The following is a 15,259-nucleotide window of genomic DNA, read 5'->3' as shown; positions in this document are numbered from 1 at the left end:
AGCGCAAACTCTTTGCATTGAACCTGCAATTATTTTCATTTTGTCGCAAGGGTAGACCTTCTATCACCCATAAAAAAAGCCCGTCGCGGGGGAGCGCGGCGGGCTGATAAGTCAGTCTAGGCGATCATTTAGCCATCGAGACGGTCATCGAGGCGATCAAAAAACTTGGCCGATGAACAGACGTCAGCGTAAGCTGTTTTCAGAAGCTGTGTGCCTGTGGTGTCGAGTTGGCCATCTTCGATACAGTCTTCGATTCGGTGTGCGAGAAAGCTCTCACCGTTTTCAACGGATTCGACGGCGCCTTTTTCATCATCGCGGAACGTGTTGGCGAAGTTCATCCAGCCCCGATGGACTGCACCACGCATGGTGCCGTGTGTGGATGGCTCACCACCAAGCTGACGAACATAGCCTTGGATCGATGCGATGTGCTTCGAGCGAGCTTCTGCGCGCTGGTTAAACTCAGACTTCAGAGCCCAACTATCGTCGGATTCATCTGCGGCTTCACGATAGCCTTTATAGCTGTCGATCATGAGGCGCGTAACATCGTTCAATTCCTCGATCGTGTCTTCCTTGGTCAGGGCACCTGGGGTTGGGGTATTTGTAATATCCATTTTGATTTCCTCTCTTCGTTAAGTTGTGCCTAAGCAACGAGAGGATCGGGGGTGTTGTTCCAAATTGATCTGCGCATAGACATGAAAAATCTGACAGAAACTTATGGGTTGGCGTCGAACCAGTCTGTAAATTCTTCCCGCTCAACCTCGCTCAGATGCAGGCCGAGTTTAGTCCGTCGGAACAGTACGTCGTCAGCTGTCTTCGCCCATTCATGCGCACGCAGATAGCGGGCTTCTGCTTCGGTTAATTGCGCGCCGAAATGTTGTCCCAGATCGACCTCGGGTCCGCGGCCCAACACAAGCGTAATGCGCGTTCCATAGGCGCGGCAAAGATGATGGAGAATATCATCGGGAACGTCTGGATAGCGCGCGGCCTGTTCCGCAACAAACCCAGCAAAATCATCGGCTGGGAAATCCCCGCCCGGTAATTGCGCCTTCGCTGTCCAGTCATCGCCTGCCTTGGGATAATATGGCGCCAGTTTTTGCAAAGCGTGTTCGGCCAATTTGCGAGAGGTCGTGATCTTGCCGCCATAGATGGACAGTAAAGGCCGACCGTCTGAGAGCTCGTCAATGTCGAGCACATAGTCACGCGTGACCGCGGACGCATTCTCGCTTTTATCATCATAGAGCGGACGCACGCCTGCGTAACTCCACACCACATCATCGGCTGAAACATCATGTTCGAAATATTCCGATGCCGCCTTGCACAGATAATCCGTCTCTTCAGGCGACACATCCATTGGTCCTGGCTCGGTCTCCCACGGGACGTCTGTCGTACCGATCAGGGTGAAGTCGCGCTCATATGGAATGGCGAAGATAATCCGGTTGTCCGCGTTCTGGAACATATAGGCGTGATCGCCGGGGAAGAGCCGTTTGGTGACAATGTGACTGCCCTTGATCAGGCGCAGGCCAGCGTCATTCTTATCGCGCTTGATTTTGAACAGAACCTCGTCAACCCAAGGGCCCGCCGCGTTGACAATGCCGCGCGCAGTGACTGTCGACCCATCGGATAATATGGCCTGATAGCCATCCGCATGTTTGTCTAACGCCGTAACTTCCACGCCGACACGAATGTCCGCGCCATGATGGTGTGCGTCAACGGCGTTCAATGTGACAAGCCGCGCATCTTCGACCCAACAGTCGGAATATTCGAACCCAGTCTTGAGACGTGATTCTAAAACGTCTGCATGGGGTTGCTTGCGAAGGTCGACCGTCTTGGTGCCAGGCAAAAGTTCGCGTCCACCCAAATTGTCATAGATGAACAGGCCAAGCCGCAACATCCAAGCGGGTCTCTGGCCTTGATCATAGGGTAGGACGAAACGCATCGGCCAGATGATGTGGGGGGCAGATCGTAAAAGAACTTCACGCTCAATCAGAGCCTCGCGCACCAGCCGGAATTCATAATATTCGAGATAGCGTAGCCCGCCATGAATCAGCTTGGTTGAGGCGGAGCTGGTATGACGCGCGAGGTCATCTTTCTCACACAGGACGACAGATAGGCCGCGACCCGCCGCGTCACGCGCAATCGCGGTGCCATTAATGCCGCCGCCAATGATAAGCAGATCGCAAGAAGTCATGGTTGCGCCATAACGAACTGCGCACAGGTGGCAAACGGACTTTCGAATGTTAGAGCGCGCAAAAAGCCAGAACGCGCAAGAAAGGAAGAGTTTGATGATCATACTCGGTACAGCGACAACGATAAGCGCGACCAAAGTTATGCTGCTGGGCGCTGGCGAACTCGGCAAGGAAGTCGCGATTGAGTTACAGCGGTTGGGTGTCGAGGTGATTGCGGTTGACCGCTATGCCAATGCGCCGGCCATGCAGGTCGCGCATCGGTCCTATGTCATCAATATGCTGGACGCGGACGCGCTACGCGGTGTCATCGAACAGGAAGTGCCGGATCTGGTCGTGCCGGAAATCGAAGCTATCGCGACTGATTTACTGGTTGAGCTTGAGGCAGAGGGCTTGAACATTGTCCCCACCGCACGCGCGGCGCGCCTGACAATGGACCGGGAGGGCATCCGTCGCCTGGCAGCGGAAGAATTAGGTTTACCAACCTCACCCTACCAGTTTGCGGATAGTGAGGATGAGGCCCGCGCCGCCGCAGAGACCATTGGCTACCCTGTCGTGATCAAGCCGGTCATGTCGTCATCCGGTAAAGGGCAGAGTGTCGCGAAGACGCCTGCCGATATGTCCGACGTCTGGCGTTACAGCCAAGATGGCGGCCGCACAGGAGCGTCCAGGGTCATTGTCGAGGGTTTTGTCGATTTTGATTATGAGATCACGCTGCTAACCGTGCGTCACAGGGATGGCACCAGCTTCTGCGCGCCCATCGGACACCGCCAGGAAGACGGCGATTACCGTGAAAGCTGGCAACCGCAAGCGATGAGCGATGCGGCCCTGCGATCTGCGCAGGCTATGGCTGAAACAGTGTGCGCCGCCTTGGCCGGGAAGAGGAATGGTTGGGGTGTGTTTGGCGTCGAGATGTTTGTGCGCGCTGATGACGTAATTTTCTCAGAAGTCTCGCCCCGACCGCATGATACAGGTCTGGTGACCCTTATCAGTCAGGATCTGTCCGAATTTGCTCTGCACGCTCGCGCTATTCTCGGTCTGCCGATCCCTACGATTCGCCAGTTTGGCCCGAGTGCCTCTTATGTCATTTTGGGGCATGGCACCTCTGACAATCCGAGGTTTTTCGGTGTGGAAGCGGCGCTTGCGGAGCCGGATACACAGTTGCGACTGTTCGGAAAGCCGTCGTTGGACGGCACCCGACGGCTGGGCGTGGCGTTAAGCCAGGGCGAAACGATCGCCGGTGCGCGGGCCAAGGCTGAACGGAGCGCGACAAGGGTTCAGGTTAAATCTTAAGACGCTGAAGCTCTACGCAATCAACCAAAGACGATTACCCAATGCGTGAGGGCGCAATTCTGGAGAGCGGTAAGTCGATTGTCACCGTAACGCCTTCAGGTCTCCAATCTCGTTGGATCGTCCCGCCCATCTGTCGTTGAATGGCGGCTTCGATCAATCGCGTGCCGAACCCGCTTGTCACGGTTTCAGGGGGTAAAATTTGTAGAGACGGGTTGAATTCGAACCACTTAATGCTGACGGTGCTGGCCGTTATAGCCCACGACAATGAAAGCGACCCGTCTGGATGAGCGAACGCGCCATACTTCGCGGCATTGGTCGCTAATTCATGGAGCACTAAAGAGATATTTGCCCCGATGTCGGAGTTCAGAAAGAGAGCGTCTCCATCAATCTTGATGCCGCCATCGCGCGAATGCGGCGCGAGAATGACGCGCGCGATCTCACTCAGGCAAATTCCATTATCGATTCCGGCCTCACCGGATATAGCGGGCTGAACCAAGGCGTGAGCCGATGCGAGAGCATTGATGCGACCGCGTAGAGCCTCCGCCATGTCTTGGGGGCTGTCGGAATTACGCGCGGTCATGCCGATCATGCCAGACACCATGGCGAACAGGTTTTTTACCCTATGGTTCAACTCGCCCATCAGCAGGTCTCGGTCGATTCCGATCCGATTGGCGTCATTGAGCGCAAGCCGCAGGCTGATCTCACTTTGAACCGCACTAGCCACATCGCTCAGCGTTTTAATTTCGTCATCGGTCCAATTGCGGGTTTTCATATCGAGGACACAGACTGAGCCGAATGTATGCCCCCGCGCCGTTGTCAGAGGAATGCCAAGATAGGATCTGACCCCCATTTCCGTGATCGATAGATTGTCACTGACACGCGGGTCGTTGGGGGCGTCGGTCACGACCAGCTTTTGTCCGCTCTCGACGACATGTTTGCAGAACGAATAGGTCAACGGCAAAATGCGCGTATCCACGCCCGCCTCTTCTAGACCATGTTCAGCCTTGAAAAACTGATAGTCCTCTCCCACCAGAGAGACTAGCCCGACCGGAGTTTTCAAAAGACGGCTGGCTAAGGTCACCATCCGGTCAAAGACAGGTTCTGGTAGGCTTTGCATAAGACCACTGGCGCGGAGACGTTCAATCCTATCGGGATCAAGCAGACGGGGCCGCTCACTATTAGGAAGATTCGGTCTGTCGGGTTTCGCGTCTTGAACGGCCAAAAAAGGATTTCACTTTATAGTGTCGATTGCGACGGCTGGCTGTTCTGTGCCTTTGGATCAATGATTGATCAGCAGCGAAAGATACGCAGGCAATTGAGCCCGGTCAATTTAAAACCGATTGAGTGGCTAACAGTGCAAGATGCTAGCCCGTCCGGATCTTCCCAAACATCACAGCGGCAACTTTCCTCATCTGGATCTCTTCGCTGCCTTCGGTGATGCGGTAACGGCGATGGTGGCGGTAGATATGCTCGAAGGGTGTGTGCCGTGAATAGCCAAGACCCCCATGAACCTGCATCGCGCGGTCAGCGGCGTCACAGACGAGGCGGTTTGCGCGGTAGTTACACATGCTGACCCTATCAGTGAGCCGTTTGGCGACCTCGACCTTGTTCATTCCGTCCATATCATGGGCTGTCTTGTAGATTAGCAAGCGCAGCATATCGGCTTCGGTCTGAAGCTCGACGAGCGGGAATTGAATAGCTTGGTTGAGCCAAAGTGGCTTGCCAAAGGGCGCGCGGCTCTTGGCGTATTTTACACTCTCATTGATGCAGAACTGCGCCGCGCCCAAGGAGCTCGCGGCCTGGCGGATACGGTTCTCATGAACGAAATGCTGGGCGCAGGCGAGGCCGTAATCGAGATCGCCCAGGACCATATCGTTCGGCACGAACACGTCTTGGAAGGTGCAGGTCGGATGATCCGTCGGCATGTTGAAGGTCCAAAGATACTCGCCAATTTCAAACCCGTCTGCCTGTGTGTCGACCACAAAGCAGCCAATGCCTTTGGCGTCGCCGTCCGCGCCCGAATGGCGCGCAAAACACATGACGTGGGTCGCGACATGCAAACCCGTCGTCCACATCTTGCTTCCGTTGATGAGCCAGCCATCAATACCGTTGCGGGTCGTCGGAACCGCGCGCGTTTCCATCCAGGTGGCGTCGGATCCGTGCTCCGCTTCTGTCAGACCGAATGACCAAATCATCTCGCCCCGGCACATCGGTTCGATAAATTGTTTCTGCGCCTTTGTCCCAAAATCGCGCACCATGAGCGGCTGAACAAGGTTTCCGACGATGGAATGTTCGTTCTGCAAATCATTATGCAGCCCTAGACCCTTCGCCGCGAAATGCTCGCGGATCCGCGCCATAGCCAGATTGCCGCCATTCTTGCCGCCAAATTCTTCTGGTAGCTGAAACCGAAAATGCCCTGCCGCATCGGCGCGCTTGCGGGCTTCAGCAAGCAACATTTCCCAGTCATGGGCGGGCAAACCGCCCTTTTCCCAGTCCGTCCGGGCATTCTCGCGCCGATGATCGAAAAAGCGAATATTGTCGTCTTGCTGTTCGAGCGGTCTGATTTCAGCGTCGATGAAAACGTCCAATTCCCCCAGGTAGTCTTCAATCTTTGAGGGGATTTGGAACAATTCTTGCATGAAACGCAGCCTATCATCCGTTGCCCCCGAACGGAATATCAGGGCTACGAGCATCCGGTTTGTAATGGAGTAAGACTATTCCGGTAAGGGCTCATCCCGATAGGGTTGCCTGATGAGAAGGTGATTCACCAAATCAAGGACGCGACAATGGTTGTCATTCGTTATTTTATGGGGCTTGTGGCGCTCTTTTTGACCGGTTTTGCCGTTGTCTCCGCAACGCCATCGCAGGCTCAAACAGACGCTGTTGCGCTCCGCCCGACCACGCCGATTTCCGAAGTTCACTTCCGCGGCGGCTATTTCGATCAAGATAAGACGCAATTCGGCCGTTGGTACGAAAAGCGCAATAATGGCAAAATCAACTACGAATTCTTCGAGACCGCCTCTGACGGCAAGGTCATTGAACTGACGGGGCCGAAGGGTCTGGTAAAGATGAAGTTGGACCTCAATGCCAAGATCATTCAGGGGGAATGGCCGGGACAGGCGATGCGCACAATCTATAAGATCAATGGTATCAAACCCATGGTGTTCAAAGATCTACCCGTTGTCGCGCCCCCGGTTGTGACACCGCCTGTGATCACGCCACCATCTCCTCCTGTCGCCAATCCACAAGCACCGCGCCCGCGAGATCTTCAGTTTGTGAGTCATACGCGCGGTCATTTCGCCCGCACATCTGGAATGATGTGGGAGGAACGCGCGACGGGTGGGCAGGGCTTCCCCTTCACCGAAATCGGTCATGATGATCGCAGCCTTTATCTTTATGATGAAGGTCGCGATGTTCTCATTACATTAGAGCCCAAAGACATGCAGTCGCGTGTCTCGATCGGTGGCGAACCATTGCGCAGACTTTATGCGCTCACTGGATTTGCTCAGCCTCCGCAGACACCGATCCCGCACACACCGATTCCGACGCAACCCGATAATCGTACATTGAGCGAAGCAGAAAAAATGGCCTGTACGCGCCGCGGCGGGTTTGTGGAACGGGCTGGACTGCTGGGCGCGGAACGCTGCACCATACCGTATAGCGATGGTGGAGATGTCTGTACCGACTCTAGCCAATGTCAGGGGCAGTGCCGTTCGAATTCAGATGCACCGACGGGCGCACCAGCGTCAGGTCTCTGTCAGCCGACTGATAATCCGTTCGGGTGTCATTCTGAAATTCTGGGCGGACGGGTCGCACCCGGTCTCTGTGTAGACTGAGTTGGCACTGGGCGTCGATTAACGCGACATCCCGACCATATCATGGTTGGGAAAGGTGAATTCAGGGCTTGATTTGCCGCGCTAAGACCGAGAGGCCGTTTCCAAAATTAGGAGACGGCCATGAAGACCCTCGGACATTTCATCGACGGTAAGCCTGTCGCAGGTTCCGGCGACCGTACGCACGACATTTTCAACCCCAATACGGGTGAGGTGCAATCGCGCGTCACGCTCGGAACGACCGGCGATTTAAACGCCGCCGTTGCGTCTGCTGTGAAAGCGCAAGCCATTTGGGCGCAGACCAATCCCCAACGCCGCTCGCGCGTCTTGTTCGCCTATAAGGCGTTGGTCGAAGCGCATATGGAAGAGCTGGCCGAGCTCTTGTCCCGCGAACATGGCAAAGTGATTGCTGATAGTCGCGGTGATGTCATGCGCGGCCTCGACGTCATCGAATTTGCTTGCGGTGTGCCGCACGCGCAAAAAGGTGAGCACACTTACGGCGCCGGTCCAGAGATTGATGTTTACTCGATGCGCAAACCGCTCGGTGTTGTCGCCGGCATTACCCCGTTCAATTTCCCTGCCATGATCCCAATGTGGATGTTTGGCATGGCTATCGCGACGGGCAATGCCTGTATCCTAAAGCCATCCGAGAAAGACCCATCCGTGCCGATGCGTTTGGCTGAGTTGTTCGTTGAAGCGGGCGGCCCTGAAGGGCTGCTCAATGTCGTTAATGGCGACAAGGTGGTGGTCGATGCGATCCTTGGACACCCCGATATTAAGGCCGTCAGCTTTGTCGGCTCCTCCGACATTGCGCAATATGTCTATGCGGGCGCAACCGCGACTGGAAAACGGGCACAATGTATGGGCGGGGCGAAGAACCACGGCATCATCATGCCGGACGCCAACATGGAACAGGCCGCAAAAGACATTCTCGGCGCGGCCTATGGCTCCGCTGGCGAACGCTGCATGGCGCTGCCCGTTGTGGTCCCAGTCGGCGAGGGTACGGCGGAGCGCTTCTTGGAAGCCTTCATGCCGAAACTCGAAGCCTTGAAGATTGGCATCTCGACGGATGCTGAGGCCGATTACGGCCCAGTCGTGACTAAAGCGCATCTAGAGCGCGTCGAAGGTCTCATCGATCAAGCCGAAAAAGAAGGCGCTAAAGTTCTTGTCGATGGGCGCGGCTTTAAATTGCAGGGTCATGAAGACGGGTTCTTTATCGGACCAACGCTGCTTGATGACGTGACGACGGATCAGTCCACCTACCACGAAGAAATCTTCGGCCCGGTCCTACAGATCGTCCGCGCCAAGAATTTCGAAGAAGCGCTACGGCTGCCGTCCGAACATCAATATGGAAACGGCGTCTGCATCTTCACCAATAATGGCCGGGTCGCGCGCGAATTTGCAGACCGGGTCGAAGTTGGCATGGTTGGCATCAATGTCCCGATCCCTGTGCCTGTCGCCTATCACAGCTTTGGCGGCTGGAAGCGCTCAGCTTTTGGTGATGCGAACCAGTACGGCATGGAAGGCCTGCGCTTTTACACCAAGGTGAAGACCGTCACGCAGCGTTGGCCCGAAGGCGAAACAGAAGACTCAGCCTTCATCATTCCGCATTTCGGATAAGCCCATGCATTTCCAACTCACCGAAGACCTGAGTATGATTCAGGACATGGCCCGGCAGTTTGCGGCTAGCGAACTCGCGCCACATGCGGAAAAATGGGACCGGGAGAAATATCTCGATCGGTCCGTCTTTAATAAAGCGGCAGAACTCGGCTTTCTGGGAATTTACACGCAGGAAGAACATGGCGGCACGGCCCTGTCGCGCCTCGCATCGGCGATGGTGTTTGAGCAACTCGCCGCCGGGGATGTCAGCCATACGGCGATGATGACGATCCACAATATGGCGACGTGGATGATTGATCGGTTCGCCGATGATAATTTGCGCGCACGTTATGTGCCGCGGCTGACTGCGGGTGAATTGATCGCGTCCTACTGTCTGACCGAGCCGGGGGCAGGATCGGATGCGGCATCGCTGTCGACCAAAGCGATCAAAGATGGCGATGATTATGTACTGACAGGGAACAAGCAGTTCATTTCCGGCGCAGGCTGGTCGGACGTCTATGTCGTCATGGCGCGTACGTCCGATGACGGCGCGCGCGGTGTCTCATGCTTCGTGGTTGAAAAAGACATGCCCGGCGTGTCCTTCGGCGCTGAGGAACGCAAAATGGGCTGGAACGCCCAGCCGACGGCACAGGTGATTTTTGATGAGTGCCGCGTGCCAGCGGCGAACCGCGTCGGCGCGGAAGGCGACGGCTTCAAATTCGCTATGGCAGGTTTGGATGGAGGCCGGATCAACATTGGGGCTTGCTCGCTGGGCGGGGCGGCGGCCGCGCTTAAGCTGGCAATTGATTATTCGAAAGAGCGCAAACAGTTCGGTAAACCCATCGCCGAATTCCAAAACACACAGTTCCGACTCGCTGATATGGCGACAGAGCTCGAGGCCTCTCGCTTGATGATCTATCGCGGTGCGGACGCGATCGATAATAAAGAGCCGAATGCGGGGATGTATTGCGCGATGGGCAAGCGGTTCACGACCGACCTTTGCTCCAAAATCGCCAATGACGCGCTGCAAGTTCATGGCGGCTATGGCTATTTGGCTGACTATCAAGTTGAACGGATTGTCCGTGATTTACGCGTCCACCAAATCCTCGAGGGCACGAACGACATTATGCGGGTCATCATCAGCCGCGGATTGTTGAGGCAGTAGCATGAGAGACCAGATCACGACCTGCATCGAAGGCTCGCTTGGACGGATCACGCTCAATCGACCGACGGCCTTAAACGCACTAACGACAGAGATGTGTGTCGCCATGACCGAGGCTTTACTCGACTGGCAAGATGATGATGCGGTCAAGGCTGTGCTGGTTGACGGCGCAGGGGATCGGGCGTTCTGTGCAGGCGGTGATGTCATCATGCTGCATGATAGTGGGAAAGCTAAAGACGGTCGGGCCGAGATGTTTTGGCGGGTCGAGTATGCGCTGAATGAGCTGATCCATCGCTATTCTAAACCTTATATCGCGCTGATTGATGGGATTGTCATGGGCGGCGGTGTCGGCTTGTCCGTGCATGGGAAACATAGGGTAGCGGGCGATACGACCTTGTTCGCCATGCCGGAAACCGGGATTGGGTATTTCCCTGATGTGGGCGGGACTTACTTCTTGCCGCGTTTGGGTCATTCCGGCTCTTTGGCTGTCGGCAACTGGCTCGGTTTAACCGGCGCTCGTTTGGGGCCGGCAGATTGCGTGACCTTGGGCGTTGCAACACATTTCGTCCCAACTAACGCGCATGATGCGCTGATTGCGGCCCTTCGCAATGCCGACGATGTTGAAGCGGTCTTAGCAGACTTCAACGAAACGTCGCCCGAAGGGGCGGGTATTCCAGAAGCGGTCGCGGCATTTGAAAAGGCCACAGTCTCAGATATTCTCAAGGCGCTCGACGCGGAGGGATCCGATTGGTCTGCGCTGCAAGCCAAGCTGCTTCGCCGTAAAAGTCCGATGGCTCTGGCGACAACTTTGGAGGCCCTGCGCCGGGGGGCTGCGCTGGATTTCCGTCAGGTGATGACGCAGGAACTCGACCTCTCACTCAATTTCCTGACCATTCAGGATTTCTACGAAGGTATCCGGGCGCAACTGATCGACAAGGACCGTAATCCGGGGTGGTCGCATGATGCGTTAGACGCCGTGACCGACGCGCAGATCGAACGCATGTTCCGTCAGACGGCCAAGCCACGTCAGGAGTTTCTGCCATGATCATCGCATTCATCGGGCTGGGAAATATGGGCGGCGGTATGGCCGTCAATCTCGCGAAACATCATGATGTGCGCGCGTTTGACCTGTCAGCCGATGCCGTGGCTAAAGCAGTTGATGCCGGGTGCGCGAAGGCTGAAACAGTTGAGGCGGCTGTCTCTGGCGCAGACGCAATTGTGACCATGCTACCTGCCGGTGCGCATGTTCGGGCGGTCTATGCCGACGTGTTCGATCATGCCGACAAAGGCACATTGATGATCGATTGCTCAACCGTTGATGTCGACAGTGCGCGGACTGTGATTGGCAAAGCGACTGAACGTGGCTTCGCCATGATTGATGCGCCGGTGTCGGGCGGGGTCAAAGGGGCTACGGAAGGTACGCTGACCTTCATGTGTGGCGGAACTGCAGAGGCCTTTGCGGGCGCTAAACCGCTGCTTGAGATTATGGGAAAGAATGTGTTCCATGCGGGCGACGCAGGCAATGGTCAGGTCGCGAAAATCTGTAACAATATGCTGCTCGGCATTCATATGATCGGGACGTGCGAAGCGTTCAACCTCGCGAACAAACTCGGCCTCGACGCGCAAACCTTCTTCGATATTTCTAGCACGGCCTCTGGTCAGAATTGGTCGATGACCAGCTATTGCCCGGCCCCCGGCCCGGTTGAAAGTGCGCCGTCTAATCGCAATTACCAGCCGGGCTTTGCCGCCGCGATGATGCTTAAGGATCTACGCCTAGCCAAAGAAGCCGCGTCGACTGCTCGCGCGGCGACGCCACTGGGTGCGCAGGCTGAGGCGCTCTATGCGCTGATGGAAGCGGCAGGCGAGGGCGGTTTGGATTTTTCCGGCGTGATGAAATTGATCGACGGGAGCTTGTAGCCCAAAGAAAAAGCACCCCCGAAGGGGTGCTCGCCTTTGACGGGCCTTAGCAGCCGCTGCGCGGCAGACCTTACTGGGTGTACAGGCCTTAAGTATTCATAGAATCGAAGAAGTCGCCATTTGACTTCGTATCTTTGAGCTTGCCGAGCAGGAACTCAATCGCGTCCATCGTGCCCATTGGGTTCAGGATGCGGCGCAGGATGTAGGTCTTGGTCAGTTCCGCTGGCGGCACCAAGAGTTCTTCTTTCCGCGTGCCGGACTTAGTCACGTCGATGGCTGGGAAGATGCGCTTGTCCGCGACTTTCCGATCGAGAATGATTTCCGAGTTACCCGTTCCTTTGAATTCCTCGAAGATAACTTCGTCCATCTTGGAGCCGGTCTCGATCAGTGCGGTCGCGATAATAGTCAGTGAGCCGCCATCCTCGATGTTTCGGGCGGCACCAAAGAAGCGCTTTGGGCGTTGCAGGGCGTTGGCGTCCACACCACCGGTCAGCACTTTACCAGAGCTTGGCACGACAGTGTTGTAGGCGCGGCCCAAACGGGTGATCGAATCGAGCAGGATGACAACATCCTTACCGCTCTCAACCAAGCGCTTGGCTTTCTGGATCACCATCTCTGCGACTTGCACGTGGCGCGTGGCCGGTTCGTCAAAGGTCGAGGAAACCACCTCGCCCTTCACGGAGCGCTGCATGTCGGTCACTTCTTCGGGACGTTCGTCGATCAGTAGGACCATGACGTAACATTCCGGGTGATTTTTCTCGATAGAGTGCGCGATGTTCTGCAGTAGAACGGTTTTACCGGTCCGCGGCGGCGCGACGATCAAGGCGCGCTGGCCTTTACCGATGGGGGCGACGATATCGATGACGCGACCGGACGTATCTTTCGCCGTCGGATCTTCGAGTTCCATCTTGAAACGCTGATCGGGATAGAGCGGCGTCAGATTATCGAAGTGCGCCTTCATCCGTGCCTGTTCGGGCGTAGAGAAGTTGATTTCTTCGGATTTATTCAGAGCGAAATAACGCTCATCACCCTTGGGCGCATCAAGCAGGCCAGAGATTGTATCGCCAGTGCGCAAGCCGAATTGGCGAATATCTTTTTGACTGACATAAATATCGTCAGGGCCAGCCAGATAGTTGGCTTCCGGCGCGCGCAGAAAGCCGAAGCCGTCCTGCAGCACTTCCAGTACGCCGCGCCCACGCACGAGTACGCCGCGTTCGGCTAAGTCTTTGAGGACTTGATAGAAAATATCTTGTTTGCGCATGGAGCCAGGGTTTTTGATCCCGACTTGTTCAGCGAAGCGGTTCAGCTCGCCAGGTTTCATTTGTTTGAGATCGTCCAGCGAAATCGTTTCAAGCTGGTCTACGGGTGTATCGACGGTCATGTTTTAGTCTTTGAAGGGCACAACACAGGAGGACCCTGCGCGGCTATTATATCGGGTGGGAAAGGCTAAGCCTTAGATCGCGCTCGCGCCAAGAACGGCAAACTCACACGGAACAGCCGGACGGCTGATGGACAACAGATAGGTGAGGGTGCGCGCCTGGTCAAGCGCGCTGATGCGTTGAAGATTTGACGCTGTCGCTTGTAGAGTCGAAAGCGAGATTATGAAAAACGCTTTTCTCGTCTCTGTTCTACTCGCCCTGTTCTTGTTCACCATGTCGGCGCCCGCCTTTGCCTCGAATTCAGTTTACGGCGTCTGGCTGACGGAAGAGGGGACGGCGACGGTTCGGATTGTCGATTGCGGTGACGCGTCACCCTGCGGCGTTATTGAGACGGCGGAAATTCCGTCAGGAGAACCGACCACGGACGTTAATAATTCGGACCCAGATCTTCGCGACAAACCCATCATCGGACTTGTCATGCTTCACGGCTTTGAGCGTGACGACGATAAATGGAAAAAGGGCCGAATTTATAATCCCGAAGATGGAAAGAGTTACAAAAGCTCGATTCGCGTGGATGACGATCCCAACGTCTTGAAGGTTAAAGGCTGCATCGCCTTCCTCTGCCAGACGCAACGCTGGACGCGCGTAGAGACGCCCGCTACCCTAACGGAATAGGCCTGTAGATAATCCTGACGTGGTTTTCGTTGTCTAGCGCTTCCAAAATCTGCATTTTTCATTAAAGTTGACCGTCAAAGGTCTTTTCCAAACGGCTCATTCATCATGAAACTCACCCTCGAACGCAGCGCGCTTCTCACCGGACTATCCCATGTCCAGTCGGTCGTGGAACGACGCAACACGATCCCGATCTTGTCCAATGTCTTGATGGGCGGCGACAATGGGCGACTGACGCTAGTTGCCACCGATCTGGATATCGAAGTGTCCGAATCGGTTGAAGCGGGCGTGGATGCACCGGGGCAAGTGACCGCCCCTGCGCACACGCTTTACGACATTGTCCGTAAATTGCCGGACGGCGCGCAAGTCCAACTGACGATCAATTCCGATGATCGTTTGGATGTTGATGCGGGGTCGGCCCATTTCACGCTACCATTGCTGCCCTCTGGCGATTTCCCCAAAATGACGGCGGACGGGTTCTCCAATGAGTTCACTCTTCCCGCGTCTGATCTGTCGCGTCTGATTGATAAGACGAAATTTGCGATCAGCACGGAAGAGACGCGCTATTATCTCAACGGCATTTATCTGCACGCCCGTGATGGGTTGCTACGCGCGGTTGCCACGGATGGTCACCGTTTGGCCTTGGCGGAACAAAGCTTGCCGAACGGCGCGGACGATATGCCGGGCGTGATTATCCCGCGCAAAACTGTTGCAGAGCTTCGCCGGCTGATTGACGGCACCGACTCCGATGTAGCCGTCGCCGTCTCTGAATCCAAAATTCGATTTACGACGGGCACGGTGGTGCTGACGTCGAAACTCATCGACGGCACATTCCCAGACTATGAGCGCGTAATCCCGCGCACCAACACCAAAGAGCTCGTGCTCGACAATAAGGTGTTCGCCTCAGCGGTTGACCGGGTTGCGACGATTTCGGCTGAAAAGTCCCGCTCGGTTAAGCTCTCCCTCGCGGACAGCAATTTGGCCTTGTCGGTCAATAACCCAGAGTCAGGCCAAGCTCGCGAAGATCTTCCGGTCAATTACGATGATGATGCAATGGAAATCGGCTTCAACGCCAAATACCTCCTTGACGTCGCGGGACAGATCGAAGGTCAGGACGCGACCTTCATGCTCGATTCCGCCTCATCGCCTGCGCTTGTCACCGATTCGGAAGATGAACATGCACTCTTCGTGCTGATGCCGCTGCGGGTCTAAGCCGATTGG

13 protein-coding genes are annotated in these 15,259 nt (G+C 55.8%); 8 read left to right on the top strand and 5 right to left on the bottom strand.

The genetic code is table 11. The features are described from left to right. Nucleotides 1-128: 128 nt before the first annotated feature. Nucleotides 129-611 carry a ferritin-like domain-containing protein gene (locus QQL54_RS08200; RefSeq protein WP_284389491.1) on the bottom strand — a complete coding sequence of 161 codons (483 nt, stop codon included), beginning with the start codon at nucleotides 609-611 and terminating at the stop codon, nucleotides 129-131. Nucleotides 612-712: 101 nt separating this feature from the next. After that, the gene (locus tag QQL54_RS08195) at nucleotides 713-2,188 is read right to left on the bottom strand and encodes a glycerol-3-phosphate dehydrogenase (RefSeq protein ID WP_284389489.1); all 1,476 of its coding nucleotides are present in this window, start codon (nucleotides 2,186-2,188) and stop codon (nucleotides 713-715) included. Between the two features lie 94 nt (nucleotides 2,189-2,282). On the opposite strand from QQL54_RS08195, the gene purT reads away from it, so the two are divergent. After that, nucleotides 2,283-3,476, top strand: a complete 1,194-nt coding sequence (purT, locus tag QQL54_RS08190; RefSeq protein WP_284389487.1) for a formate-dependent phosphoribosylglycinamide formyltransferase — start codon at nucleotides 2,283-2,285, stop codon at nucleotides 3,474-3,476. A gap of 34 nt (nucleotides 3,477-3,510) precedes the next feature. Here the strand turns inward: purT and QQL54_RS08185 are convergent, their stop codons facing one another. Further along, on the bottom strand, nucleotides 3,511-4,593 hold the full coding sequence (locus QQL54_RS08185) for a GAF domain-containing protein (RefSeq protein ID WP_284389485.1): 1,083 nt from the start codon (nucleotides 4,591-4,593) through the stop codon (nucleotides 3,511-3,513). A 247-nt stretch (nucleotides 4,594-4,840) separates the two neighbouring features. Then, nucleotides 4,841-6,115 carry an acyl-CoA dehydrogenase family protein gene (locus QQL54_RS08180; RefSeq protein WP_284389483.1) on the bottom strand — a complete coding sequence of 425 codons (1,275 nt, stop codon included), beginning with the start codon at nucleotides 6,113-6,115 and terminating at the stop codon, nucleotides 4,841-4,843. A gap of 147 nt (nucleotides 6,116-6,262) precedes the next feature. Here QQL54_RS08180 and QQL54_RS08175 point away from each other — a divergent pair, with 147 nt between their 5' ends. The 5 genes from QQL54_RS08175 to mmsB all read left to right on the top strand — a co-directional run bounded on the left by QQL54_RS08175 (nucleotide 6,263) and on the right by mmsB (nucleotide 11,987). Continuing rightward, nucleotides 6,263-7,312: a hypothetical protein gene (locus tag QQL54_RS08175; protein WP_284389481.1), complete on the top strand. Its 1,050-nt coding sequence runs from the start codon at nucleotides 6,263-6,265 to the stop codon at nucleotides 7,310-7,312. A 120-nt stretch (nucleotides 7,313-7,432) separates the two neighbouring features. Then, nucleotides 7,433-8,929, top strand: coding sequence for a CoA-acylating methylmalonate-semialdehyde dehydrogenase (locus QQL54_RS08170; RefSeq protein ID WP_284389479.1), 1,497 nt, complete (start codon nucleotides 7,433-7,435; stop codon nucleotides 8,927-8,929). A gap of 4 nt (nucleotides 8,930-8,933) precedes the next feature. After that, nucleotides 8,934-10,073, top strand: a complete 1,140-nt coding sequence (locus tag QQL54_RS08165; RefSeq protein ID WP_284389477.1) for an acyl-CoA dehydrogenase family protein — start codon at nucleotides 8,934-8,936, stop codon at nucleotides 10,071-10,073. Nucleotide 10,074: 1 nt separating this feature from the next. After that, a complete protein-coding gene (locus tag QQL54_RS08160) occupies nucleotides 10,075-11,115 on the top strand; it encodes an enoyl-CoA hydratase/isomerase family protein (RefSeq protein WP_284389476.1) in 1,041 nt (346 codons plus the stop codon). Continuing rightward, nucleotides 11,112-11,987 (top strand): 3-hydroxyisobutyrate dehydrogenase, encoded by an 876-nt coding sequence (mmsB, locus tag QQL54_RS08155; protein ID WP_284389475.1) that lies wholly within the window; start codon nucleotides 11,112-11,114, stop codon nucleotides 11,985-11,987. Before QQL54_RS08160 ends, mmsB begins: the two co-directional genes overlap by 4 nt. A gap of 88 nt (nucleotides 11,988-12,075) precedes the next feature. Here the strand turns inward: mmsB and rho are convergent, their stop codons facing one another. Then, a complete protein-coding gene (gene rho, locus QQL54_RS08150; protein WP_348520726.1) occupies nucleotides 12,076-13,368 on the bottom strand; it encodes a transcription termination factor Rho in 1,293 nt (430 codons plus the stop codon). 220 nt (nucleotides 13,369-13,588) lie between these two features. Here rho and QQL54_RS08145 point away from each other — a divergent pair, with 220 nt between their 5' ends. Then, the gene (locus tag QQL54_RS08145) at nucleotides 13,589-14,041 is read left to right on the top strand and encodes a DUF2147 domain-containing protein (RefSeq protein ID WP_284389474.1); all 453 of its coding nucleotides are present in this window, start codon (nucleotides 13,589-13,591) and stop codon (nucleotides 14,039-14,041) included. 105 nt (nucleotides 14,042-14,146) lie between these two features. Then, nucleotides 14,147-15,250, top strand: coding sequence for a DNA polymerase III subunit beta (gene dnaN, locus QQL54_RS08140; RefSeq protein WP_284389471.1), 1,104 nt, complete (start codon nucleotides 14,147-14,149; stop codon nucleotides 15,248-15,250). Nucleotides 15,251-15,259: the final 9 nt, after the last annotated feature.

Source organism: Algimonas ampicilliniresistens, from assembly GCF_030159955.1.
In the GTDB taxonomy this organism is placed as follows: domain Bacteria; phylum Pseudomonadota; class Alphaproteobacteria; order Caulobacterales; family Maricaulaceae; genus Litorimonas; species Litorimonas ampicilliniresistens.
This window is presented reverse-complemented; position numbering and strand designations above follow the sequence as displayed.

Coding starts and splice junctions, on each gene's coding strand:
- QQL54_RS08200 (WP_284389491.1), bottom strand. CDS start 611: ATGGATATTACAAATACCCCAACCCCAGGTGCCCTGACCAAGGAAGAC.
- QQL54_RS08195 (WP_284389489.1), bottom strand. CDS start 2,188: ATGACTTCTTGCGATCTGCTTATCATTGGCGGCGGCATTAATGGCACC.
- purT (WP_284389487.1), top strand. CDS start 2,283: ATGATCATACTCGGTACAGCGACAACGATAAGCGCGACCAAAGTTATG.
- QQL54_RS08185 (WP_284389485.1), bottom strand. CDS start 4,593: ATGCAAAGCCTACCAGAACCTGTCTTTGACCGGATGGTGACCTTAGCC.
- QQL54_RS08180 (WP_284389483.1), bottom strand. CDS start 6,115: ATGCAAGAATTGTTCCAAATCCCCTCAAAGATTGAAGACTACCTGGGG.
- QQL54_RS08175 (WP_284389481.1), top strand. CDS start 6,263: ATGGTTGTCATTCGTTATTTTATGGGGCTTGTGGCGCTCTTTTTGACC.
- QQL54_RS08170 (WP_284389479.1), top strand. CDS start 7,433: ATGAAGACCCTCGGACATTTCATCGACGGTAAGCCTGTCGCAGGTTCC.
- QQL54_RS08165 (WP_284389477.1), top strand. CDS start 8,934: ATGCATTTCCAACTCACCGAAGACCTGAGTATGATTCAGGACATGGCC.
- QQL54_RS08160 (WP_284389476.1), top strand. CDS start 10,075: ATGAGAGACCAGATCACGACCTGCATCGAAGGCTCGCTTGGACGGATC.
- mmsB (WP_284389475.1), top strand. CDS start 11,112: ATGATCATCGCATTCATCGGGCTGGGAAATATGGGCGGCGGTATGGCC.
- rho (WP_348520726.1), bottom strand. CDS start 13,368: ATGACCGTCGATACACCCGTAGACCAGCTTGAAACGATTTCGCTGGAC.
- QQL54_RS08145 (WP_284389474.1), top strand. CDS start 13,589: ATGAAAAACGCTTTTCTCGTCTCTGTTCTACTCGCCCTGTTCTTGTTC.
- dnaN (WP_284389471.1), top strand. CDS start 14,147: ATGAAACTCACCCTCGAACGCAGCGCGCTTCTCACCGGACTATCCCAT.